At 29.5% G+C, this 24,370-nt stretch carries 30 protein-coding genes; 26 read left to right on the forward strand and 4 right to left on the reverse strand.

The genetic code is table 11. The features are described 5' to 3' along the window. Window positions 1–4 precede the first annotated feature (4 nt). The 8 genes from JM80_RS11345 (at window position 5) to JM80_RS11380 (ending at window position 5,547) form a co-directional block, all read left to right on the forward strand. A complete protein-coding gene (locus JM80_RS11345; RefSeq protein WP_034646407.1) occupies window positions 5–199 on the forward strand; it encodes a hypothetical protein in 195 nt (64 codons plus the stop codon). Window positions 200–325: 126 nt separating this feature from the next. Continuing rightward, on the forward strand, window positions 326–1,192 hold the full coding sequence (locus JM80_RS11350; RefSeq protein WP_144710180.1) for a DUF4238 domain-containing protein: 867 nt from the start codon (window positions 326–328) through the stop codon (window positions 1,190–1,192). Between the two features lie 28 nt (window positions 1,193–1,220). Then, entirely contained in the window at window positions 1,221–2,435 is a 1,215-nt protein-coding gene (locus tag JM80_RS11355; RefSeq protein WP_144710182.1) for a DUF4272 domain-containing protein, read from the forward strand. A 123-nt stretch (window positions 2,436–2,558) separates the two neighbouring features. Next, window positions 2,559–3,176 carry a hypothetical protein gene (locus JM80_RS11360; protein WP_144710184.1) on the forward strand — a complete coding sequence of 206 codons (618 nt, stop codon included), beginning with the start codon at window positions 2,559–2,561 and terminating at the stop codon, window positions 3,174–3,176. A 40-nt stretch (window positions 3,177–3,216) separates the two neighbouring features. After that, window positions 3,217–3,705: an AAA family ATPase gene (locus JM80_RS11365; protein WP_013622644.1), complete on the forward strand. Its 489-nt coding sequence runs from the start codon at window positions 3,217–3,219 to the stop codon at window positions 3,703–3,705. A gap of 23 nt (window positions 3,706–3,728) precedes the next feature. Then, window positions 3,729–4,112 carry a hypothetical protein gene (locus JM80_RS11370; protein ID WP_144710186.1) on the forward strand — a complete coding sequence of 128 codons (384 nt, stop codon included), beginning with the start codon at window positions 3,729–3,731 and terminating at the stop codon, window positions 4,110–4,112. 21 nt (window positions 4,113–4,133) lie between these two features. Continuing rightward, window positions 4,134–4,817 carry a hypothetical protein gene (locus tag JM80_RS11375; protein ID WP_144710188.1) on the forward strand — a complete coding sequence of 228 codons (684 nt, stop codon included), beginning with the start codon at window positions 4,134–4,136 and terminating at the stop codon, window positions 4,815–4,817. A gap of 124 nt (window positions 4,818–4,941) precedes the next feature. Next, a complete protein-coding gene (locus JM80_RS11380) occupies window positions 4,942–5,547 on the forward strand; it encodes a DUF3592 domain-containing protein (protein WP_038506932.1) in 606 nt (201 codons plus the stop codon). Here JM80_RS11380 and JM80_RS11385 read toward each other — a convergent pair. Further along, window positions 5,544–6,353, reverse strand: coding sequence for a hypothetical protein (locus JM80_RS11385; RefSeq protein ID WP_144710190.1), 810 nt, complete (start codon window positions 6,351–6,353; stop codon window positions 5,544–5,546). The two genes, JM80_RS11380 and JM80_RS11385, sit on opposite strands and share 4 nt — an antisense overlap. 47 nt (window positions 6,354–6,400) lie before the next feature. Beyond that, window positions 6,401–6,853: a hypothetical protein gene (locus tag JM80_RS11390; RefSeq protein ID WP_144710192.1), complete on the reverse strand. Its 453-nt coding sequence runs from the start codon at window positions 6,851–6,853 to the stop codon at window positions 6,401–6,403. Window positions 6,854–7,016: 163 nt separating this feature from the next. On the opposite strand from JM80_RS11390, the gene JM80_RS11395 reads away from it, so the two are divergent. The 11 genes from JM80_RS11395 (at window position 7,017) to JM80_RS11450 (ending at window position 17,961) form a co-directional block, all read left to right on the forward strand. Next, on the forward strand, window positions 7,017–8,861 hold the full coding sequence (locus JM80_RS11395; protein ID WP_144710194.1) for a tetratricopeptide repeat protein: 1,845 nt from the start codon (window positions 7,017–7,019) through the stop codon (window positions 8,859–8,861). Further along, window positions 8,858–9,592 (forward strand): LytTR family DNA-binding domain-containing protein, encoded by a 735-nt coding sequence (locus JM80_RS11400; protein ID WP_013622637.1) that lies wholly within the window; start codon window positions 8,858–8,860, stop codon window positions 9,590–9,592. Before JM80_RS11395 ends, JM80_RS11400 begins: the two co-directional genes overlap by 4 nt. A 108-nt stretch (window positions 9,593–9,700) precedes the next feature. Then, window positions 9,701–10,111, forward strand: coding sequence for a hypothetical protein (locus JM80_RS11405; protein ID WP_034646399.1), 411 nt, complete (start codon window positions 9,701–9,703; stop codon window positions 10,109–10,111). A gap of 12 nt (window positions 10,112–10,123) precedes the next feature. Then, window positions 10,124–10,585: a DUF3806 domain-containing protein gene (locus JM80_RS11410; RefSeq protein WP_013622635.1), complete on the forward strand. Its 462-nt coding sequence runs from the start codon at window positions 10,124–10,126 to the stop codon at window positions 10,583–10,585. 14 nt (window positions 10,586–10,599) lie between these two features. Beyond that, entirely contained in the window at window positions 10,600–11,154 is a 555-nt protein-coding gene (locus tag JM80_RS11415; protein WP_144710196.1) for a hypothetical protein, read from the forward strand. Window positions 11,155–11,179: 25 nt separating this feature from the next. Beyond that, complete coding sequence (locus JM80_RS11420; RefSeq protein ID WP_144710198.1) at window positions 11,180–11,890, forward strand: DUF6882 domain-containing protein; 711 nt, start codon at window positions 11,180–11,182, stop codon at window positions 11,888–11,890. Between the two features lie 287 nt (window positions 11,891–12,177). After that, a complete protein-coding gene (locus JM80_RS11425; protein ID WP_144710200.1) occupies window positions 12,178–13,635 on the forward strand; it encodes an SH3 domain-containing protein in 1,458 nt (485 codons plus the stop codon). A 139-nt stretch (window positions 13,636–13,774) separates the two neighbouring features. After that, window positions 13,775–14,266, forward strand: a complete 492-nt coding sequence (locus tag JM80_RS11430) for a hypothetical protein (protein ID WP_144710202.1) — start codon at window positions 13,775–13,777, stop codon at window positions 14,264–14,266. A 1-nt stretch (window position 14,267) separates the two neighbouring features. Next, window positions 14,268–14,852 carry a DUF1287 domain-containing protein gene (locus tag JM80_RS11435; protein WP_144710204.1) on the forward strand — a complete coding sequence of 195 codons (585 nt, stop codon included), beginning with the start codon at window positions 14,268–14,270 and terminating at the stop codon, window positions 14,850–14,852. A 524-nt stretch (window positions 14,853–15,376) separates the two neighbouring features. Next, window positions 15,377–15,976 (forward strand): DUF4272 domain-containing protein, encoded by a 600-nt coding sequence (locus tag JM80_RS11445; protein WP_144710206.1) that lies wholly within the window; start codon window positions 15,377–15,379, stop codon window positions 15,974–15,976. Between the two features lie 137 nt (window positions 15,977–16,113). Beyond that, entirely contained in the window at window positions 16,114–17,961 is a 1,848-nt protein-coding gene (locus tag JM80_RS11450) for a PLP-dependent transferase (protein WP_144710208.1), read from the forward strand. 563 nt (window positions 17,962–18,524) lie between these two features. On the opposite strand, the gene JM80_RS11455 is transcribed toward JM80_RS11450, so the two are convergent. Then, on the reverse strand, window positions 18,525–19,559 hold the full coding sequence (locus JM80_RS11455) for an NAD(P)/FAD-dependent oxidoreductase (RefSeq protein ID WP_013622626.1): 1,035 nt from the start codon (window positions 19,557–19,559) through the stop codon (window positions 18,525–18,527). A 281-nt stretch (window positions 19,560–19,840) separates the two neighbouring features. Here JM80_RS11455 and JM80_RS11460 point away from each other — a divergent pair, with 281 nt between their 5' ends. The 3 genes from JM80_RS11460 (at window position 19,841) to JM80_RS11470 (ending at window position 21,638) form a co-directional block, all read left to right on the forward strand. Continuing rightward, a complete protein-coding gene (locus JM80_RS11460; RefSeq protein WP_144710210.1) occupies window positions 19,841–20,650 on the forward strand; it encodes a hypothetical protein in 810 nt (269 codons plus the stop codon). Window positions 20,651–20,697: 47 nt separating this feature from the next. Further along, window positions 20,698–20,955: a hypothetical protein gene (locus tag JM80_RS11465; protein ID WP_051456111.1), complete on the forward strand. Its 258-nt coding sequence runs from the start codon at window positions 20,698–20,700 to the stop codon at window positions 20,953–20,955. A 140-nt stretch (window positions 20,956–21,095) separates the two neighbouring features. Beyond that, window positions 21,096–21,638: a hypothetical protein gene (locus JM80_RS11470; RefSeq protein WP_144710212.1), complete on the forward strand. Its 543-nt coding sequence runs from the start codon at window positions 21,096–21,098 to the stop codon at window positions 21,636–21,638. Between the two features lie 130 nt (window positions 21,639–21,768). Here JM80_RS11470 and JM80_RS11475 read toward each other — a convergent pair whose 3' ends face one another. Next, window positions 21,769–22,161: a hypothetical protein gene (locus tag JM80_RS11475; protein WP_034646388.1), complete on the reverse strand. Its 393-nt coding sequence runs from the start codon at window positions 22,159–22,161 to the stop codon at window positions 21,769–21,771. Window positions 22,162–22,364: 203 nt separating this feature from the next. Here JM80_RS11475 and JM80_RS11480 point away from each other — a divergent pair, with 203 nt between their 5' ends. From JM80_RS11480 to JM80_RS11495, 4 genes are all read left to right on the forward strand, one after another. Next, the gene (locus JM80_RS11480; RefSeq protein WP_144710214.1) at window positions 22,365–22,823 is read left to right on the forward strand and encodes a hypothetical protein; all 459 of its coding nucleotides are present in this window, start codon (window positions 22,365–22,367) and stop codon (window positions 22,821–22,823) included. 17 nt (window positions 22,824–22,840) lie between these two features. Further along, a complete protein-coding gene (locus JM80_RS11485) occupies window positions 22,841–23,035 on the forward strand; it encodes a hypothetical protein (RefSeq protein WP_144710216.1) in 195 nt (64 codons plus the stop codon). Window positions 23,036–23,066: 31 nt separating this feature from the next. Next, window positions 23,067–23,432 carry an arsenate reductase family protein gene (locus JM80_RS11490; RefSeq protein ID WP_144710218.1) on the forward strand — a complete coding sequence of 122 codons (366 nt, stop codon included), beginning with the start codon at window positions 23,067–23,069 and terminating at the stop codon, window positions 23,430–23,432. Between the two features lie 89 nt (window positions 23,433–23,521). After that, entirely contained in the window at window positions 23,522–24,367 is an 846-nt protein-coding gene (locus JM80_RS11495) for a universal stress protein (RefSeq protein WP_144710220.1), read from the forward strand. The last annotated feature ends 3 nt before the right edge of the window (window positions 24,368–24,370 follow it).

The raw sequence follows: 24,370 nt of genomic DNA on the forward strand, positions 1-24,370 counted from the left end.
AAGGTTGGGAACTACCAAATTTGTACTATTTACCGCAGACAATAAATACGTAGTAGAGTATTTGTTGCAACAACTTATACTTAGCGATAGTATTACAGAAGCCTTAATTTTTGAAGAATATGACCTAGCAGTAGGTTTTAGAAAAATGCTTGCTAAAAATTGTAAGTTAGACTGCTCTATAAACACATATATAGAATAATTTTTTGCTGTATTAAAAAACAATCTCTAAATTACTAACTGTAAGAACTATCTTTTCTTGTTGAGGGGTGATACTTTATTTTTTTTGAGTTTTATTTTTATAAAGTATTTTTAAATTAGTTATAATATGAGTGTTCCTAGAAACCATCATTATGTGTCCCGAGTACACCAAAAAAAATTTTTCAATTCAATAGATCAAAAAATTTATATTTACGATAAAGAAAGAGCTAATTTTTATTCTAAAAATACGACAAAAACTTTGTTCAGTCAGCGAGATCTTAACACTAGGTTAGAGAATGAAACTACTGATTATAAATCTTTGGAAGAAGATTTAAAAATAAATTTTGAAGATGATTTTAATAAAAACTTATTGGTACTTGAAAGTTATATAAAGTGTCTTAATATTGATGAAGAGGTTAATAATGCTATTTATTTTTTTGCTAAATATGGTGTTATAGGGAAGTTAAGGACTCCTAGTTATAAAAAGAATACTCACAATCTCTTTAAGGATGCTATTCTTGAACATTTTAATCAATCTACAGAAGAATTTAAAAAACTGGTGAATGAAAAATTTTCGTATAAGCAAATAAGTGAATATAATAATCTTGTTGATTATTCAAAAAGATCAGAATCAATAATAGAATTAATGGGAAATTTAGTTTTTAGGATTTTTATACCGAAAAATGAAAATGATTATTTTATTTTACCTGATTGTACATCAATAACAGAAAGGGAAAGAATAAACAATTATAATAATCCTGATATAAAAGAAATAGCTTCGATCGGAATACCAATAACAAGTAAAATTTATTTAATGATATTTTCTAAAAAACTCTATAAAGAAAATATAGAGGAAGCAGCTATAACATTAATTACCTCTGATGTAGTTAATGAAATAAATGAAATAAGTTATAATATGTGTTTTACTAAAATAGTATGTATCAATAATGATTATTTGATAAATTTCATCAATCATCAAAAAAGTAAAAATTAAAAAACTATAAATATTAATAATAAAACATATGATTTGTACCGTATACACACATAATATTGGTGTAGATAAAATTGTAGAAGTATTAAAAAAAAGCATTTCTAATGTAAGTGTAAATACTACAGAAAATTCTAGTATAATAGTAGCAGAAACCAAAGGTGGTTTGTTTGGTAAAGACAGTAAATTACTTATTAATTACAGAGAACGTTTACAACCAGATTATCAAATTCACGCAACAGAAGATTGCCCCTTAAACGAGAATTTAAAAGGTTTATATGGTTATATAAACTCTTTACCTACTAATAATGACAAAGTAAAAGGATTGTTTTTAGCCAAAGTACAAACCTTAAATGCAGAGTTTTCTATTCAGCAAGAGGGTAGTATTAAAAACTTAAAAGAAATAATTTTAGAGTTAGCACAAGAGTTAGACGCGGTACTTTTTGTACAGCCAGATGCACCAATATCTAAATCTAATGGTCAGCATTTTTTAGATAAAAATTTAGATTTAATTATAGATGGTGAAGGTAATTGTGAAATAGACGATCTGGTAGTGAATATAGACACTAAGTATTATGATAAACCAATGCATAATGTTACAGAGGATCAAAAATTAAGAAAAGAACAAAATGATGCTTTTATAGCATCAAAAAATATAAAAGTAAATAAGAATTTACCATTTGTAGAGAGTGAAGAAAGTGTAGAAATTCGTTCGGCAAAAGAAATAGCAGAGCGTGTAACTATATTGGCTATTACAAACTTTGTTGCATTCAATTCTATGTCTGGGGCAGATGCTTTGGCATATATTAATGAACACAATTTATTAAGTTTGGTTACTCCAGCAGAAATGGATTTTTTACAAGACCCTACTGAAGACAAAAAAAGTCAAGAAACTTGGAAATGTGAGTGTATTTGGGTGCTTTTTTGGGCTTTAAACAAGGTAAATAACATAGGTTTTCCTAATACTTTAGCAGACCTAAATAATATACCATCAGAGGAGTACCCGGTTGGTAAAAATAAAAATCCTTGGGACTTTATAAACGGTCAAACAACAGTTAGGAGTACTACAGAAATACTTAATGCAAACGATTTATATTACCGTTTAGATTGGGCTTGTGTAGACGCAAGAATTAATGGTGTACAATTAGAAGAAGTACACCCAGGCGTGGTTTATGAGCGTCATTATGCGTTAAACTGGCTTATAAATTACAATAATGTCCAGTGGGATGATGTTACGTGTGACACTTAAAATTTATAGAGTAATTGATTTTATATTCAAATACAAAACAAAATGCAACGCATATAAAAGGCTTTCTTTTTTAGCTGATAGTTTTCTTATTTTAATACTTAGTTTAAATATAAAATTAGTAGAATGAGTGATTTTTTAAATGAAGATGAAAGATCTAAAGAAATAGAAAAATTAGCTGAGCAAGCAAAAAATGGTGAACATAAAATTTACCCAATACTTAAACCAGGAGATTGGGTAGGTATTAAAGCAGGCGCTGTAAAGTCTAATTTTATAGGTACAGATGATGATTTAAAAGTGGTTATTGGTTTTGGTTATGATACTCCAAATGATTTTATATTTTTAACTCACAAACATTTAGAAACACTAGATCCGGATGCCGTATTAAAAGAAGCATTTAAAAATTTAGAAGAATTTGAAACTGAATTTACAGCTTTAGAAAAATTAGATAATAAAGTTTTAACTTCTAGTGGTTTAGATTTTTCTAGTGAGCGCATATTATCACCTAAGCATATGCGCAAAGCACATGAAATGCTAGATGCTGAAGAAATTTTAGTAAGTATTCCTAGGCGTACCTGTATGATGGCTGTATCTAGACACGCAGATGCTACGCTATTAGGCACTTTTGTAAATCTACATATTGCTACTTGGGAAGATGATAGTTATGGAAATGCACCAATATCAAATTTACTTTTTGTGCTTAAAGAAGGGCAAATTGTTGGTACAATTCCTATAGATAAGTAATTATTTACGTTCTTTATTTTTTTAAATAAAGTATAAGGTTATGATACATTTAATTGTTGGTAATACTGGATCTGGTAAAACTACTTATGCAACTAAATTAAAAAAAGAAACAAACGGGGTTGTATTTTCTATAGATAAATGGAACAACACATTGTTTCTTGCAGATAAAAAACCAGAAGATGGTTTAGAGTGGTTTTTAGAACGCATAAATAGGGCAGAGGATATTATTTTAAATGTAGTGCAGCAACTGCAGGAGTCTAATGTTGCTGCAATTTTAGATTTAGGACTCTCTAAATATAGTCATAGGGAGAAGTTTAGAAAATTTGCAGAAGAAAATGGGTTTAAAGTAAAAACTCATTTTTTAGATATTTCTAAAGAAACTAGGTTTAAAAGAGTAATGCAAAGAAACACACAAAAAGGAGATACGTTTGAATTTGAAGTAAGCAAAGAAAATTTTGACTTTATGGAAACTTGGTTTGAGAAGCCAAGCAATGATGAAATGAAAAACGGAATTGTTATTAAAGAATAACGGTTAAACTATAAAAACAAAAAATGAGTACATTACAGTTAAAAGAAAATATAAATTCAAAAGTACAAAACCTAATGATTGATACTTTTGAGATTGTTGGAGCAAACAAAGGAAACTTATCTATTGCAGACTTATTAAAAGGAGAACCAACATTAGAAAATGTTTTTTTTATGGTAAAGGACACCGGCTTTTATGAAGAAAATGATACTATGAGCCTTTTAAAGGCTTTAAATATAGAGTTTTCAGAAAACAACGGAACTAAAGAAGATGAGTTGCATAAAGCTTGGTCTACAATGGTTGCAACTATGAACAAAGCAACATCTCAAGAAGACTTTAATGCAAAATTTGCCCTATTTGTTCCATTAGTATTAAAAAAAATGAACGAGTTTAAGGCACAAGCAAACTAGTTTATTCAGTAAATATAAGGTATGAACAACTTGCTTTATGAGGTTAAATATGCTGTAGAAACATATTTTAAATTTCTGCAAGACAATTACAATTTTACTTCTTTTGAGCAAGTTCCCTTGGCGTATGAATATCATTTTAAAGCCAAGGATAAAGCTAATAATTTTATAAATATTCATATAGAGTTAATAGCCTCTACACCAATTTGGGTAAACTTTAATGGTGCTTATATTGAAGATATAATATCTAGTGATGTAGTAAATGCATACAATCAAGAGCTACACAGTTTATATGATAAAAACTTTAAAAAGTATTTAAAAACTAAAGATGTTGCTTATATAAGTGCCAATATAGATAATTACAATTTATATGGTAAAAGTATAAATGAAAAACGACTACAGTATATAGCAAAAGTTATTAATAAAGATTTTTATACGCTAGTTGAGGCTAGTAATAAATTAAAACAACTTAAAAATAGTAAGGATAAAGAAGCTAATAAGCATATAAATTCTAATACGCTTAACGAGTTTGTTTTACTATCCAAATCACAAAAATTTAAACAAAAATTTAAGTATAATAAAACACTATGTATAGATACTGAAAAGTGCCAAATAGAAGTGGTAAGTTATACTGAATTAGAAGATGTAATAAAAAAATTATTAAAAAGTAAGATAAACTTACAAATAAAATGGTTTTTTGTTAATTAACTGTTTAATTTTCAGTTAAATGGCGTATTAGATGAGAATTTACTATAAAAACACTTTTTTTTATGATATATTTTACATATATTAAGTATCAAATTTATTATCTACTATAACTTTTGAGCTTTATATGGCTATAATTGCAAGTACAATTTTTTTGGTAATTGGGTTGCTGTTAATTTTAGGTTTTCTGTACATCTTATTTAGAAACGGAAGAATTAAAAGAAACGGTATATTAACTAATGCAAAAGTTGTATCTATATCTTTTGAGAAAGGTTCAGAGAATGAAGAAGGATTCTCTGGTATTATAAAGGTTCCTGTTTATAGTTTTGAGTATTTTAAAAACGAAAAAATAAAAAGTTGTAGAATTAAAGGAAGAAGCAATTCTAAAGTAAAAATAGGAGATATCACACCTGTTTACTATCACCCTAAAAACCCATCTAAAGATTACTTTTTACCCAAAAAAGATTTTTTTGTTAAGTATATGTATTTACTTATTGGCTTTATATTTTTTAGTATAGGAATTTCTAAAGGGTATAATTTTTATAGTAATTATTTTAATGTATTAGGAATACCTGATGTTACTAAGGAAAACTTTTTAAAAGTTATTTTATTGGTCTTTATAGGCTTTGTTTTATGGTCTTTGCTTATTAATATTGTCAATACATTTATCTACAATAGAAAAAATAAAGGCATTAAAATTAATTCGCAAAAATTTTATAAAAAAGCAGTTTAATTCCAATCAGTTTTTTGGTATTCATCTATCCATTCTTTTGGGTAAGTAGCATATAAATCTTTTAAAAGTTTTTTGTTAGCATCTGTTTTTTTAAAGTCCATATAAAAGCTACCTAAAAGCCAAACATCTGTATTTTTTAAATTTGTTTTATGCAAGTTGTATAATACTTCCTTAGCACTATCACTAGTATCTAATAGCAGTAAAACTAATGAGCCAGCTGTTAAAAAACTACTCTTAAAATAATAATGAAGTCCTTTTTTTATACGGTTAACCAATGCTTTGTTATTTAAAAAAGGGGCAAACTTAGCGTGTTTTTTTCTAAGATTAGGAAATGTGGTATAGCTATTACAGAGTTTTGTAAATTGTAAAAAATTAGCATAGTCATTATATAATATATCGTAAACAGAGTCAGAGTTTTTATTGTTTTTTATTCCAAATAATAAATACAGTATATCTGCGTCTAAAAACGTATTATCTAAATCATTGTCATCTATATTGTGCGCTAAAGCTTTTAAAAATAAAGGGTAATGTTTCTCTAAAGGCTTGTATATGTTACCTAGTTTAAGTTGGTAATAAAATGCCAAATAAATATCTTCATCATCAATTTTAGACATTTTGGTACTCATTACTCTGCTTATTTCATAGTGGTATGAAGGATAAAATTGTCCTTGAAAATTATTTTCATACGCCTCTTTTTCACTCGCAATAAAATGTTTTATAATACCAACATTGTCTTTTTTAATTGCTGCTGCAAAATTTAAATTACCATATAATTCATTTTGCTTTTCTAATAAACTATTGCTCATTTATTTCATTTTAATAACTAGTTACACCTATTGTTTAATTGTATTTTTTAAACATAATCTACTAGTGTACCCTTAGCAGCTTTGTTTGCTAATCTTTTTGCTTTAGTTTCTTGTGTGTCAAAAGGTGCAATATTGGAAAGTGAAACTCCAAGATCTTTTTCTATATTTTCTTTAGAAACTTCTAACGCTTTTTTTATAAATAATGGATACATATCTTTATAAAACCAATCTTGTAAGTTGTCATAAAACTTATTACCAAAATCATAAAAAGTATTTTTAGTGCTTATCTCATACTTTTTATCATTAAAAATAAAAAAATAGTTTAAGTTAATTATAATACTAGTGTTAGCACCTTCCTTATCGTCTGGCCAATCATAAATTAAAAACATAGCATCATCTATACTAATTTTTGGTGTAATTTTTTTTGTAACTTCTTTTTTGTGTGTTATTTCAAAACCACCACCTTTTGTTATGTTTTCAATAGTTTCTGTATAGTCCATATTCACTTTTTATAAAGCCAAAATAACATTCATTTTTATAAAGTTATAGATGCTTTTTATAACCGACGCTAACGGTTTTATATTTGTCATTTAGTTGTTAAAAAAATTTCTGTTTCACCTTAAAAATGTTAGTTTCGTTTGTTAAAGAATAGTACTTGCATACATGAAATATTGCTTTTTTGTTAATAGGTTGGTTTATAGTGTTTTATTACTTATTTTATTTAGTTGTACCAACACAGAAAACAACCAAATAGATTTTGATGAAACTCTTAAAATTACAGACAGTCTCTCACAGTTTAATTATGAAAAATCTATTAATATTTTAGATAGCTTACAAAGCAACCTAAAAGGACTTACACCGCAGCAAAACGCTTTAATTTTATTTAAAAAAGGAGAAATTTATTATGTAAACGATTTGTTTTTAGAGGCTATTAATACACATAAAAAAGCAAAAGATTTATTTATAAATTTAAATGATAACTACAATACAACCAGAAGTTTAATAACGCTAAGCGCCGCAAATTTACGCTTTAATAATTTAGAAAAAGCACAAGAATTTGCTTTAGAAGCATTAAAAAATGCTAGTTCATTAAAAGACAAAAGGCTACTTGCTAAGGCAAATAACTTACTGTTTCAGTTACACTTTGCATTAAAAGATTATCCTAAGGCTTTAGAGTATATAAAAAAGGCCGATAATATTTTTACAAACCAAAACGATACCACTTCTGTAATTGCTATAAAGTCTAATATTGCTGGTATTTATTTAAAACAAAAAGAGTACAACAAAGCATTACTAGCTTACCAGGAGGCTTTAGAACTTGGTAAAAACATAAAATCTCCGCAAACTATTGTAAAATTGCTTAACAATATAGGTTACACTTATATAGAAACAGAACAATATGCTTCTGCAGCTAAATTTTTACAGGCAGCAATTAGCGTAAATAAAAATATTAGCGTAATTAATGGAGCTCCGTATAAGGGACTTGGTTTTACCTATTTTTTAAATAACGATTTTGTTACAGCTAAAGCATATTATAAAAAGGCAATAGAAATTTTTGAACAGAATAAAGATACGCCTCAACAAATACAAATTTTAGATAAACTTATAACTATTGCAATACGCACTAATAAGCCAGAGGAAGCTTTGGCGTATCAAGAAAAGAGGGATGCTTTACAAATAAAACAGCATACTAAAGAAACAGAACGCTTACTGCACTTTTCTACTGTAAAATATAAGGCAAAAGAAAAAGAAGCAGAACTTTTGTTTTTAAAACAAATTAGCGCAAAAAACAGGTTGCTTTATGGTAGTTTGGTTGCTGCTTTGTTATTACTTTTAGTGCTATTGGGTGCTTATTTATACATTACCAAGCTTAAAGCGGCCAATAAGGCATCAGAACTAGAGCAAAGCTTGTTAAGAATGCAAATGAATCCACATTTTATTTTTAATACACTAGCTGCAATACAAAATATTACTCTAGAAAAAGACCCTGTAAAATCATCAAATTATATTGCCAAATTTGCTAAGCTTATACGCCAAAATTTTGATTATGTACGTAAAGAAGAAATTAGTTTGGAACGAGAAATTAATATGATATCTAACTACATAGAAACACAACAATTACGTTTTGATTATGCTTTTAAATACATTTTAAATGTAGCCGAAAATTGTGATGTTAAAAGCTTAAAAGTACCGCCAATGCTATTACAACCCTTTTTAGAAAATGCTATAGAATACGGGTTAAAAGAGAAGAAAGATGGTGGTATTTTAGAACTAAATATAACCAAAGAAAATACTAAACTTTGTTTTGTGATAAAAGATAATGGCGTGGGAAGATCACATCAATCTAAAACAAAAAAAAGTAAAGAGTTACACGCAACAGATGTTTTTAAAGAACGATTAAAATTGCGTAAAAAAGGAGAAGAAAAAAGTTTTAAGATACAAGATTTGTATAGCGAAAATAATGAAGCTATAGGAACCAAAATTACATTTAAAATTAATATTGTATGATACAAGTTGTTATAATAGAGGACGAGTTTAATGCCCAAAACACCTTGTCTAAATTACTAGAATACACACAAAAAGACATAGAAATTATTGCAAAAATAGACTCTGTTGATAAAGCCATACAATTTTTAAAAACGCATACACCAGATTTAGTTTTTATGGACATAGAACTAATTGGTGGTAATGCATTTTCTATACTAGATGCTTTAAAAAATATTTCTTTTAAAATAATTTTTACAACTGCTTATGATGATTTTGCCATACAAGCAATACGTGTAGATGCTGTGGACTATTTGCTTAAACCTATAGATTCTGATGAGCTTACAGCTTGTGTAGATAGGTTTAGAGTTGCATATAAGCAAGATAAAAAATTAAAAAACTTAGAAAAAAAAGTTGAAGCTTTTGAGGCCAAAGAAGAGCAAAAAAACTTACTTATTAAAACAACTCAAGAGCAGCATATTTTGCCTTTAAATGATATAATTAGGTGCCAGTCAGACGGTAGTTATACCATTTTTTATACTGCAGATAAAAAAATAATGAGTGCACGTAATTTAAAATATTATGAGAACATTTTAAGTGATCAAATTTTTGTTAGGGTACACCAGTCGCACCTAGTAAACATTAATTATATAGAGTCTATAATATTAAGTAATATATTACTAAAAGACGGAGAGAAAATACCATTGGCTTCAAGAAAAAAAAGTTATTTAAAACAGTTTTTAGCCAATTTATAAACGGATTTAAAACAAAAAACAACGCTTGTAAAACCGTTTATAATAAGGTGTGTTTTAGTGCTATTTTAGAATCTTAGATTATTAAAATAAACACTAAAACATACTATTATGGGACTTAAAGAAAAGAAAATTACAAAAGCATTTCAAGACGAAAAATTTCCTGCGTTAAAAGACCAAATTGTTGCTGCAGCTGGCTTTGATGTACCTTTAGAAATAGAATGGGAAACATTATTTGAAGACCGTTTTACGCACTTGTATATGGATACATATTCTCAAATTTATTTTGAGCCATTAGTGCAAGCTTTTACAGCAATTACTGCAGATGATATGGGTAAAGAAGCATTACAAGAAGGACTTAAAAAAGTTGTAATTGTAAACAGAGATAATCACCACAATCCAGAAAGAGCCTATACTTTTACAGATGGTACTTTAGAAGTAAACCATTGCCCAGTAAGTAATGCTCCAGATGTTAATAGCAGAGTAAAAGTACTTACAGATTTGTTAGAAAACAACCTTTAAATTTTAAGTAATATGCAAACTACACTAAGAGATTTAACAGAAGAGGAATTAAGTACTTTAGAGTTAGACTTAGATTTAGCATATTCTATTTGTAAAAAATATGAGCCAGAATTTAAAGGCGAATTTACTGTTAGTTTGTTAACCAAGGTTTTTGAGCTTTGGTTAGCAGACAATACAGATATTATTGCAAATGAAGACATAGCAGATTTTAATTCTAAATGTGCTACTAAACCAACACCAAAAATGGTGCAATTTGGTTTGGGAGCAGCTTACGGTGAAGTATTAAATGAAGAGTTTGCTACGCATTGGAAACATATTACAGATGAGTATGGGCAGGAGATTTGCATTCGTCATAAAAACCCTGTGTATACCACATTTCCTTATACTATTGTTAGCAAAAGAATAGACTCTAAAGAAACAAACTTTTTTGCGCCAATTATGGAAACAATGAGGTATAATATTACTAAAAATTAAGAATTACTGTTTTAATGACTGATGGAGATAAAAGTACAGACCAGTATGCTCAAATAAAAAAGGATACTTATACTGGTTTGCTATTGTTTTATAGAGATTGTGATTTAGAAGAATCAATACTATTAAACTATAAAAAAAATCAAATACTAAAAGAAGAAGGTTTTACAGATGTATCTGTGTTTTCTGAAGGATTGTCTAAAAATGTACGCTTTACCATAGCAACAAATAAGGCCATTAATATGGCTAAAATTAATCCGGATGTAGCAAAGTTTGGCTTTTTTGTTTTAAGAGCACCAGCGTATTATAAAGTGTTAGATATTTATAAGGAAGAAAACAAAACACATATTATTTTACTACATTTAAGTATGGAGTATGTACCTTTCTTTAAATACAATACCACAGCTACAGATGAGCAAATTATTAAGTTAGCAAAAGACAGGTTTAGCCGTAATATTGCTAGTGAATGTAATAAGTTTTTATATGAAGAAGAGTGGTTAGAAAGAACCAAACACCCAATAGGTATGACAGATGATGGTGAGCTTTTTTTGTCTTTAGAAACTAAAAATTAATAAAAACAATTACTTAAAATTAAAAATGGAAAACGATAATATTTTAGATACTAGTAAATTTACAAATATAGCTAAGCAAAAACCACAATCGTTTAATGATTTGTTAGAGGCTTTTGCCGGCTTGTCTTTTGAGAAACAATTTGTTTTTGCAGATGTAATAGGAGACAATGGTTGGCAGCTAAATATGAACACTGCAAGTATTGTTTTTGGAGATGTATCTTTTCCAATACAAGTAATAGGTTCTTTCTCATTTAATAACAACTCTTGGATGTGGGGATGGGCAAATACCCAAAGCGGAATTCCAGAAAATTTATTGTTACAGTCTAACAAATTAAAAGAATTTGGAGAGGAGCACGGTATAAATGAGCTAGTAGAGCCACATTTTAACTCAGATGAAGGTTTTGAACACAAAATAGGAATGGTAGCTTGTGGTTTATTTAACTCTAAAAGTTATTACTGCGCTAATTACGGACAAGGAACATTAGTTGTAACTATAGATGATGAAAAAATACCAGCTATAGATAAAAGTCAGTTAGAAAAAGTACTAACTTCTTTTCCGCAATTAATTAGTTCTGTTGTGCTAAACCACAAACAAGCTTTTAAAAATTACTTAATAGATCGTGATTTTAAACTTTATATTTCAGACAGTGAAATAGAAGGACTAAAAGACGGTAAAATAGTAACTGCTAAGTTTGATGAATTAGATAGATTAGAATCTTTAAAGGGAAAACTCTAAAATTTAGAATCCAACTAAACCAAATAAGTAAGGCTCTGTAGCATAATTGTTACAGAGCTTTTTATGTTGTAGCCAACTATATAGTATAAATGTTGGGATATTACAACAAGTAAACAGGCTTTAAAAACCCAACAGTAGCAATTAAAGTATTTTTATATTATTAACAATAAAACTAATTTAGAGGAGGTTAGCGTATTTTATAATTAGTTTAGAATCCCTTTATGCAGTGATGTATTCATAAATTAGATATGCTTAATTTGTAAATTATAAACCTAAAGAACTGTCTAATGAAATTATATTATATATTAATTTTCCTTTTTGTATGTTTTACTACTAAAGCGCAAGAGTATTATATTATAAATGCAGAAAGCGGACTAAATGTTAGGAAAAGTGCTAATGTAAGTGGAAAAAAAGTGGCAAAAATACCTTACGGAGTTTTAGTAAAAAAAATTGAAGATACTGCTATACCATTAACAGTTTACGATAATGGCACACCTGTAATGGGCAAATGGGTTAAAATTAGATATGATAATTATTTGTATTTGGTTTCTAAAGAAGAGCAACAAATACAAAAAGAAGGTTATGTTTTTGATGGCTATTTAAAACAATATAATAACCCTAATTTAAAAATTTCTACAAAAAAAATAAACGAATTAGCGTATACTAAAATAGTTTCTAAACTACCTAAAGTTTCACACACCTATAAAAAAATAGGAGATCTTGACTCAGTAAAAACCTTATTAAAAGATAAGGTTACTTGGAAAACGATTTTTTATGATGAAAAATATTTAAGAGATGATGCTCTAGAGAGCATTACATTAGCTAACGGACAAAAACTTTTGCTAAATCAAGAATCTAATGATTATGGTTTTACTAAAGGGTGGTCTGGTTATTATCCAGATCTAGGTATTTTAATGCTAGAGGGCGGACATTCTTCAGATATGGTAATACATATAAAAACAGGCGAGTCTAATAATACTGTTGGTAACCCAGAGTATTTAATTACTTCTCCTACAGGTAAGTATCGCCTAAACGGTTACTATGGTGGTCAGGAATGCGTTACATATTCTCTTCAAAAAAAAATAGATGGTAAATATAGTTATTTGGGTAAGGTTAACCCAGATTATGATATTTGTGTGTTTCATAGTTTTACTTGGGTTAGTGATACTCAGTTTGTATACACATTAATATTACCTGAAGATTATGCAGAAAAGACCCCTAGACTAACATATTATTCAGGAGAAATAGAGGATAAAACACCAATAACACAGCAAACAAAAAATTTTAAAGCTATAGCTAGTTTAATAAAAACAAGAACATTACCAACTATAGATACTACTAATTTTGACAATTTTAGCAAAACCAATTTCTATAAAAAAGAAGCAGTTAAAGTATTACAGTTACAAAAAATATACCCTAATTATTTTAAAGAAGGGTATAACAACAAATCTATTGCATCATACAAACTAGAATTTTCTAAAGATTTTTATTCGCTAGTAATAGTTACTTACAAAGGAGATCATGAAATGGAATCTACGTTAATTAACTACAGTTTAAATGGTAAATTAATAGATTATAAAACAATTTCTTATGACGAAATAGCAGAAGGTTGGGCAAGAATAGAATCTAAAATTGACAAAGACAAACTTACAATTACAGATATTCTTTGGACTGATGACAAACAAGAAGAAATAACGTATTTTAAAATAGCATCAAACGGAAAAATTATTCAAATTACAAAATAACTATTAGTTACACTAATACCCTGTAAAATGGGTGTTGTTTTCACTAGAAATAGGCTTATAATACAGCTATAATAGTTTCATCTTTGGTGTGTATAACTACTGTTTGTCACGGTAGTGAAACAAAATTTAAAAAGATAGTATGAGACTAAAACACACTTTACCCTTTATAGCTCTAATAGGTTTAATTTTTGCTTCTTGTAATAACAAGCAATATGCTTCTAGTTTAGACATAGAAACTACTTCTTTAAGTACTAGTGATAGTTATATGAATAATAAAATAATGCTGCTAGAAGATACCATTAAGGGGTTAAAAGAAGAAGTAGACTCTTTAACCACATATAAAAAAGAAACGCTAAGTGGTAAATTAACTTTTGGCGTAGAAGTTGCAACTTTTAAACCCTGTAATAGTGATAAGGTGTATTGGATTAATGATAAAACAAAATCGGGCAGATTAGAGAAACTGTATTATGCATTGGTTAACGGAAAAGAACCCTATACACCAATAAATGCAAAGGTTGAAATTATAGATAAAGGAAAAGAAAAATATGGTTTTGCAGCTGATTATGACGGTACTTATGAGGTTATAAATGTGTTAAAAATACATCAAATTGTAGAAGAAAATTGTAAATAATATGTATATAAAAAACCTAGCCTTAGTACTCTTTTTAAGTTGCTACTTTGGCTTTTCACAAGTAAGTATCAATAAAACTAATTTAGTTAAAGCTGCTTTAGAGTTAACAAAAGATAAGGTTACTTATGATCCTAGTTACTTTTCTATAGATTACCCCAATGGTGATGTGCCAAGTAATAAAGGTGTTTGTACAGATGTTGTTATTCGCGCATATCGCAAAATAGGTGTAGATCTTCAAAAAAATGTGCATTTAGATATGAAAGCTAACTTTAATAAATACCCCAAATTGTGGGGTTTAAAAACAACAGACAGAAACATAGACCATCGTAGAGTGCCCAATTTAATGACGTATTTTAAACGAAAAGGAGAAGAAAAATTAATATCTACAAAGGCTAAGGATTATGTTGCTGGTGACATTGTTTGTTGGAATTTAGGAGGAGCAATTACACATATTGGGATTGTGGTAGATAAAAAATCTAAAGATGGCAAAAGAAATTTAATAGTGCACAATATTGGAGGCGGACAAGTTTTGCAAGATTGCCTATTTTCTTTTAAAATTATTGGTCATTATAGGTATAAAATATAAATTTCACTACCCTGTAAACTGCTACTTTATTTTTACTACAAGTAGGTTGTTTTTTTAAACTAAATATCTTCAACTTTGTTGCGTTATTAACTATGAAATGATCAGAAAAAAATCACTATCACTTAGCTTACAGCGACAACTAATGATAATGATATTTATGACCTATTAAGCAATTAATAGTAGTTACAAATGCTAAAAAAATAATACTGTAAGATGTTTTACATTATAACAACCATACTCACTATAATAATTGTAATAGCGCTTGGTATGTTTAAAAAATACGCTACGCTACATCCAAAAAAATATTTAATTACAGTTTCTGCTATAGGTTTGGTTGTGAGTCTAATTCTGGGCCTTTTAATAGGTACAGCCTATAGTCACGGTATAGACATTTCTTGGTGGGTTTTTAGTGTTTTGTTTTTTATAATGATAATAATTCCGTGCCTTATTTTAGTTGGGTTAGCGCAACTAAAATTAAAAATAAAAAAACACAAAAATCATAAAAAAAAGATATAAGAATAGTAATGAAAGACAATTTTGATAATAAATATAAAGATATGGATAACGAAGAGTTAGAAGATGATATGCAAGTAAGAACACCAAAAACAGTAGCAGAACGTATTTTAGGTTTACTAGCAGTTATTGGTAAAGCCCACCAAGGAGAAGATCCAAATTTTAAAGCTTGGATTGCTACTAATGATATAAAAAACTATTTGTCTTTTAAGGAAACAGAATTTATAAATTCTAATGAACCAGAACAAAATGCTATTATTAATTTTAGTTGGCGTGCAGAAGCTTTAACATCGTTATTTTGGGCAGCAAATTTAATTGAAGAAATGCCAGCCTTAAATGCACAGTTTGATGTGTACAGTATTAAACAACTCGCAGAAACAATAGGCAATCCAAAAGAATTTATAACAACTATTACATTAAGACCAGATGAAGATTTAACAGCTATGGAAACAGAGTTATACAATCAGCATTGGCGCGTAAGAGATGCACAATTATTTGGTAAAGAAATGCCAGAAGAGCTAAACCCTAGTGTTGTGTATGAAAGAAGATACGGACTTAGTTGGATAATTGGTTATGGAGATGATTGGGACAGTGTGCCAACAGATACATAAACAGTATTAAAAAAATACCAAGACAGTAAAAAGTACAAGGCGTTAAATCTATTGTAAAATAGAACAATGCGCCTTGTTTCACTTCATAAAAAAATCTAATTAACGTATCTTGCAGGCTTCTTTTAAAGATGAATCTTATGCAAGACAATAAAACACTAAATTATATAAAAGACGTAGTAGCTAATATGCCAACAGATTGGTTAAATTTAACTACACACCGTCTAGATATTTACAATGAAGAATTGGCTAAAGTTCAGTTTTTAAACGAGCTAGAAGCTTTATATGTAGCAAATAACAGCACTACAGCTGCTTTAAGTGAGCTACACACTGCTTATGACTATATTAGGTTAGGTCATCCTTTATCTTGTGTGTTGGAGTGGGGAATAGCAAAATTACAAGGTTTAGATACACAAAATGTTATAAGTTTTGACTCTAATACTGTTCCTGTATTATCAATATTACGTAAAAATTTATTTGATAAAAAAGACACTAATATCTACTACAAAGGCAGTTTACCTAGTAATTTTAATGAAGAAGTTATAAAAAGTGTTTACGGATACAACTTCAATCTTAAAAAAATAAGTAGTACAGATGAAATTGAAGCTACTAATGGTAGCACTGTTTTTATTGAAGAGCAGAAAACCATTGGTGCAGTTACATTAAATTCTAACATAGATTTTTACATAAACCTACACGGTAAATTGGGTAGCATTTTAGTTGTAAATACTACAGATAACGCTACAGCATACGTAAAAGACATACAGCATGTACGCAGAAGAGAAACCATTGCAATGACACCTGCAAACTCGCTTTTAGCATTAAATTCACTTACTACAGAAGCGGAGTATACATATAATGAAGAAGACGTAAAGGCAGATAAAGCAAATGTTTTAGCTTCTATAAAAGATATTACACGTGCAAGTACAAAACCATTGGTTGCCTCTAGCGGATTGTCTATTCAGTATGCAATTTTAATGGGCTTAATTAATGATGCATTAGAAGATTATAAAGGAAAAGCTATAAAAATTGTTGTGCCACCAAATTGTTACGGCGGTACAAATGACCAGGCTAGGAGAGTAGCAGCTTGTTTACCAAATGTAGCTATTGTAGACTTGCCTGTAGATGGTGATAATGATATGGTACAAAGCATACACACTGTTTTAGATGCTATTGCTACAGAGGATGCAGTGCCATTAATTATTGCAGAAATACCAACAAACCCAAGAGTAGAAGTGCCAGATTTAGTAGCACTAAAAGATGCATTAAGTAAGGAACGTAAAACACCGTCAGGGGCAATGGCTATAGATCCTGTTTTTATTTTAGATCAGACATTTTGTCCAAATGTGCACTTTTTAGGCGAAGATGATATATTGGCTTCGGTTAGAACTATTTCTTTTGCTAGTGGCTCTAAATTTCCTAGTGGAGGAAAATGTACAGCTGGTTACTGTGTTGGTAATAGTAAAGCGGCAGATTTAATGGTTAATATTGAAGCACACTTAACACTTTGTGATAACGAAGCAACAGCCTTACAGTACAGCATATTGGCAGAACAATTGCCAAGTATGAACCAAAGGATTGCAGATGCGTATACAAACACACGAGATTTTGTAAACTTTATACACCAAAACTTACCAGGAGCAAAAATTAACTTTGTATCTCAAGAGTTAGCAGCAGAAGGCTTTACACCATCTGTTTTTTCATTAGATCTACCAACAAAAGGAGACACAGAAGAAGAAAGGGAAACGTATAAACGTGCATTAAACTTAAAGTTGATTAATTTAATGATTACCAAAATACCAAACGAGAGTAAGTTTTGTGTGAGTTACGGACAATTAAAAGGGTGTTATTGGACCATACCAGCAACCTCTACACAAGGAACAACCAAAGAAGGTGATAAAGACTATATAGTACGTGCCTCTTTATCTCCTAATTTAGATTTAGATTTACACAAACAAGTGTTTTTAGAGTTTGTAGCATCAATATAAACCTATTTAAAACGTAATTTATAAATCGTAAATTGAGATTTGTTTTAGGACTTTCTCAGTTTACGATTTCTGTTTTGTACAGATAACACTCTTTTTAGATAGGATTCTAATTTTTAGTCCGACCTACGAAAGTATTGCGTAAAACTAAAGTTGAGATTTCGTGCAAATAATCCGTTTGTTATGAATTCAAACAGCGTTTGAAGAAGTTAGCGATTATTTAGAAATTGAGACGTATAGTTTAGTGATGTGTTCGTGAGTCTAGATTTTTTGGGATAGCTCACAAGATTTTTATTGTTTTTAAAGGAGTTCGTGAATCTATATTGTGATTTGCCTAGTGGCAATCTCAATCTGCGATTTCGTTTTTTTATCAATGAAAAAAATGAACAAGCTTATTAAAAAGGCAAATGTTACTTTGTAATAAATCCTTAAGTATTAGTACTTGAATAAATAATAGTATTAATTAAAGGTAAATTTCACAATGCTTCTAATTAAAAACGAGCAGTTTAATTTTAAGTCCGACCTAAAAAAAGGAACATAAAAGAATTTCTTTAAAACAAAAAACCTTACCTAATAACACTAGCCAAATAACTAGCATCTTTTTGCACACCACCTAAAGTAGCAGAACCACGCGTATACATCCACGGTAAGCCAATAAAGTACAAACCTTTAATATTACTAACACCACGTTTGTTTTTAGGGTAATTATCAGCATCTAGCTCCAAACCTTCAATCCAGTTAAAATTAGGACGGTAACCCGTAGCCCAAATGATATTTTTAATGGTAGATACCTTCTTTTTCTCAAAAAATAGCTTTTCATTTAAAGCATCATTAGTTCTACCAACAGCAATAACATTTTTCCTAGCTAAAATTTCTTTTACATTAGTGCCAATAACAGGTTGTTTAGCAGCATTAATACGCTTACCAAGCCAACTATATTTGGTAAAGCTTAAAAAACCAGTAACTGTAAACCACCACCAAATGGTTTTACCTAAAAATTGTTGCGGAATAGATTTTACAGTGGTATCACCAGAAAAATAAACAGTTCTAGAACCATCTTTAGAGAGTTCATTTAAAATTTGGTAACCAGAGTCTCCTGCGCCAACAACCAAAGCATCTCCGCTTTGTAATTGTTCTGGTGTTTTGTAATAGTTGCTATGCATTTGTAATATGCTACTAGCAAGTTTTGTATGGCAAGGCGGAGTGTATGGTATATGAAAAGGACCTGTAGCAACAATAACATTTTTAGCGCTAATTTCTCCGTCTTTATGGGTAATAAAAAAACCTTTATTGGTTTTGCGTACAGCAGTAACCAGTGTGTTTAATTGTACAGGAATATCATACTTCTTAACGTAAGCCTTAAAGTAGTCTGCAACTTCAAATTTAGAGGGGTAGTGGTTTTTAGGAGCATCAAATTTTAAACCAGGTAAGTTATTATAAGTGGTAGAGGTAAATAGTTTTAAAGAGTCCCACCTGTTTAGCCAAGAAGCCCCAATTTGGTCTTCGCCATCTACAACTAAGAAGTTCTTATTCATTTTTTTTAAATGATACGCCATAGCTAATCCTGCTTGTGCACCACCAATAACCACATAATCTAACATTAAACTGCGTTGTTTTAATTTGTGCAAAAGTAGAAACATTACTTAGACCAACAAGGAAGTAAGCAGTAAAGCTTTAAACAATTGCTTGCGAACCACTAAGGATATTAAAAAATTAAATTACAACAACCTAAAAATTAAAATATGTATAAAAATACTGCGTTAATTAAAAAGTTGCACGAATATAGTTTTTGTACTTACGCTTATAGGTTAGATATTTTAAACAGTAGACATTAAATGTAATTTTAGCTTATAATATTTTTAAAGATTTAAATAGTAAACATATGGGTTGGGATATAAGTTATCATCCAATTAATGAAAAGCAAATAAAGAGCTGGTATTTTGATGTAATGGATAATCAAAATTTAATAAACACACTTGCAGAAGAGCACAGTCTAGATGATTTTTACAAAGAAAAATATATAGATACTATAAAAGTTGCCTTAGAGACCAATAAAGAAGATAGTTTTGATACCACACACGGCTTTTATGTAGCTGTAATACAAGGTTTCTTTAGTAAGTTTTTTTACACTAGAGGTTCAGCTCTATCTTTTATAGAACAACCATTTTTTAAAAAATACTATAAAAAATGGAATCAAATAATAGATCCTGGTAAATACCCCAACAGTATAAGCAATAGTATAAGTACTAATTATAGTTCTGGTGTTTATATACCAGCTAATATGGTTGTTCAGTTGTTAAAGGATTATGATACTAATGTGGACGTTAAAAGTGAGCTCGATAATTTATTTTCTTACAATAGAATTACTGTTTTTTTAAAGGCTCTAAATTATGCTAAAGAACACAATTTAGGACTTTTAGAGGCAACTGAAGTAGTAGAGCCTAACCCTATGGATTTAAATAAATCTGTTTGTTATTCTAATTTGTTTAACTGCGATCCAGAAGGTGCATTGCTCTACCAACAAGCAGCAATGGAACAACTTGCACAAATAGAAAAAAAGGAAGGTTTACCAGAAGGTCATATAGCATCTAAGGCAGAGTATAAGGTTACCAATATAGACCCAAATGATACGACTAAGCCAAAAGAAGAAAAAGTAAAAAAGAGTTTTTTTAAACGATTATTTGGTAAGTAACCAATTGTTAGATTAATTAAAAGTTAAATAACCATATAAATAAAATTATGTTAGAAAGATTACTATTAAAGCATTTAACTAAAAAAGGAAAAATAGGGTATTTTGTAGGTGTAGTGGTATTATTTGCCTTATTGGCAGTTTACCTTTTTGGAATAGCAGATTACAGTATGGACCGTGGGCGTAACCCATTTTTTATAGGTATGATTATTTTAAACCTATCTTGGGCAGGTGTTTCTTATGCTTTATGGAAAAAACCTAAAGAAGAAGAAGGTGCAGCTACAAAAGAAGAAGTGTTAGAGAAATAGAATAACAGTACCTCATTGATATTATAAACCTCAAAACAACCTGTTTTTTGAGGTTTTTTTATTCTAGAACTAGTAGTAAGTAGTAGACAGTTTTTCTATATTTATGAGCTAAACAACCACAAAAGCATCAATTATTACAAATGAGTTTATACGCTCTATACCCAAAACTAAAAATAACCAAACAAGATTATCTGGACTACAATACCTATGTTGTTAAGCATACTAGTGACAAGGTTTCAGAAAGCAATATAGCATCTAGGTTAGACACAATAACCAAAATGTACACCAATAAGCACACGCTATTAAGTGACGCATCTATCTTAAAAATTAATAATAAGGTTAAAAAAGAATTGAAATATGAACAGCGAATTTTTCTATCCTTTGCCTTTGCTGCTATGGTACTGTTATATTTTGGAATTAAATATTTAAAACCAGTTATAGGAGTAAGTGTTTACTATAAAGTTCCTGTAGTTGGTAATAATCCTTGGGAAATTATATTGGTTGTTTTACTATTTTTATGGGCTTGGTGGTACGAGAGAAAAAACTACAAAACAAAGCTCATAACTGGCGTAAAAAACAACATTATTGCCAGTATAGAAGCGCATATTGCTTCACCAGAATACCGTAAGCAAAAACACTTAGCAACTAAAAGCAAAAAAGCAACTAAAAATCGTAAGTGGTAGTTTTTACCAATACAACAATATAATAAAGACCTGGCAGCTCTAGCTTTAAAGGTTTTTTTAGGTATTTAATACAATAAGTAAGAAAATCAGTGTTAAATTTTGGTGATTTTTTAATAGAATTGTAAAGGGTTTAATTATCGCCTATTTCTGCTTGTGTAATATTTGTAAAAGTTGGTAACCCCTCGGTAATGCTACCTGCGCCCTTTTTGTTTATTTTAAAAGTAACGTCTTTGGTAGTTGTAAAAAGTAATACCGAAAAAAATGAAGTTTTTAAGTGCTTTTGTAGTATTGGGAAAGCTTCATCTAAAGTCAATTTTTGCTCTATATCTTCGGTTTCTCTAGATCTGTAACGTAATTTAAGTAATACCATAAAACCGTCATTAGAATATACAGGTCGTACAAAAATGTTTTTCAAATTAGGTTTACCAATGGTTTTAGCCATTGTAAGCTTAGCAAAACGTTCTTCTTCAACACTTTGTTTTACTTGTTCCCAAAATTCAATAAAAACGTCTGTATACTGCATAAAAAGCTCCTATAATTACAAGTTATTTTTAGGCCATAAAAGTACTACATATATTTTTATTTGTAGCGCATCTACCCATATTTATAAGGTGTTAAAACAATATATTTTTGCAAAAACTTATGTAAATTTTTTAGTTCTGGGTATGATAAATATCATACCTAAAACAATTTTATGCTTTTACTTTTACTAGAAAATAATTTAGTATGAGTAATTTTAGAAACAGACCAGCAGACAATTATATTAACGAAGCCAATTGGCAACAACTGTACCTTTTAACAAAGCATTGGAAATCTGATTTGTTGTTTTATAAAGACGATTTACGGTTTTTACACCGACTAATAAAAAAGTACTTGTTGTGGATTTCTAAAAAGGAAAACGTAGACTTGGTAAAAGAAATAGAAATAAGTTTATTAATTGTAGATAAACAATGTACCGGTTTGTTAGAAAAAACCACCAGTCATTTGCACCACTTAACAGAGCTTATAGAAAACCCTTTTGCGTACGATTCTCATAAGTTTAGATCAGAACACACAGCTTTAGAAGACAGTTTGGCACATTTTGTAAAAGACTTTAGAAAAAACCGAAAAGAAATTTTTAGTATAACAGAGTATATTATAGACGGTGAGCAATTGGTAAAGCAATTTACCAACCTAGCAAATTAAATAGTAACACATAAGTTATGGAAAGTGTAGACCATATTTTAAAAGAAATTACAGACCTAACTACAGAGATAGAGACCAATTACCCAGAGCTTTATCGTAATTTAGATGAAAATCCTATTACACTTAAAGAAAGTCATAGTTCGCATTTAAACAAAAAGGCACTGCAAGATTATTTAGAGCGTTTAAAACAATTGTTAAAGCACCATACTTAAAAAGTAAGCTGCAATATATAAATACAAAAATATGGGAGAAATAGCTACGTCTTATAGGCAAATTACGTTGTATTATAGTTCAGATTCTGTTAGGGCAAAGCAAACCATAGCGTATGCAAAAACAGAAGGTTTTATAGTGCAAGAAGTAGACATTTTAAAAGAAAAACTTACAGGCACACAAATTATAGAGCTTACAGATAGGTTGCAGATCTCGGTTGCAGACTTGGTAAACCAACAGCACCCTGAATACAAGAAAAATTTTGAGCCTCATAACTTTTCTACCAACGATTGGATTAAAGTGATACAACACAACCCTACTATAATGAAGCAACCCATTGCAGTAAGAGGTGATATTACCATTTTAATAGAAACACCAACAGACATTCTTAAAATTTAGTGCATTTTTTAATGCATTTGTATGATATAAGTCATTTTATACCTGGTGTTTAGCGGTTATATTAGTGTGTAATTAAAAACCACTATGTAATGAAAAAAATAGTTATTCCCACAGATTTTTCAGAAACCGCTATGAATGCCATAATGTATGCCATACATTTATTTAAACATGATATTAGTGAAATAACAATAATACACGCCTTTGCAGATGAAGTGTATAAAAACACAACCACTTTAGATAGGGAAGGTTTTGAGGAATACAAAAATGCTTATCAACAAAAAATAGAAACAGCATTACAAAAAGAAGTTGCAGAAATACTAGAAGCATCTCCTAATCCAAAACACAAATACACCTATGTATCTTGTTTTGGTAGCTTGGTAGACGAGGTAAATCAAATTGTAGAACAACAAAATGCAGATTTGGTTGTTATGGGCACTAAAGGCAAAACAAACAACCGTAATATAACCTTTGGCAGCAACACACTACAAGTTATAAAATATGTAGAGTGTCCGGTTTTGGCAGTACCAGCAGGTTACCACAGAGAGTATCCTAAAAACATACTTTTTCCTACGGACTATATGCTGGCGTATAAACGCAGAGAGTTAAAGTTGCTAAGTACGTTGGCAAAAAACTATAGTGCAATGGTAAACTTCTTGTACGTGTCAGACTTTAAGCCATCATCTCACAGGCAACTAGACAATAAAATGTTTTTAGATGCCACATTTAAAGACAATAGTTTTAGTCACTTAAATAGCTCTGGTACAGACATAACAGCAAGTATAAATAATACCATAGCAGCACAAAAAATAGATATGCTAGTAATGGTAAATCGCAGGCAATCCTACCTAGAAAACATACTTTACAGCTCTACTATAGAAGAAATAGGGTTGCAAATTAAAATACCATTTTTAGTACTGCAAAACCTTAGTCGGTAGTAG

The organism is Cellulophaga sp. RHA_52, assembly GCF_007827205.1.
GTDB classification, from domain to species: domain Bacteria; phylum Bacteroidota; class Bacteroidia; order Flavobacteriales; family Flavobacteriaceae; genus Cellulophaga; species Cellulophaga lytica.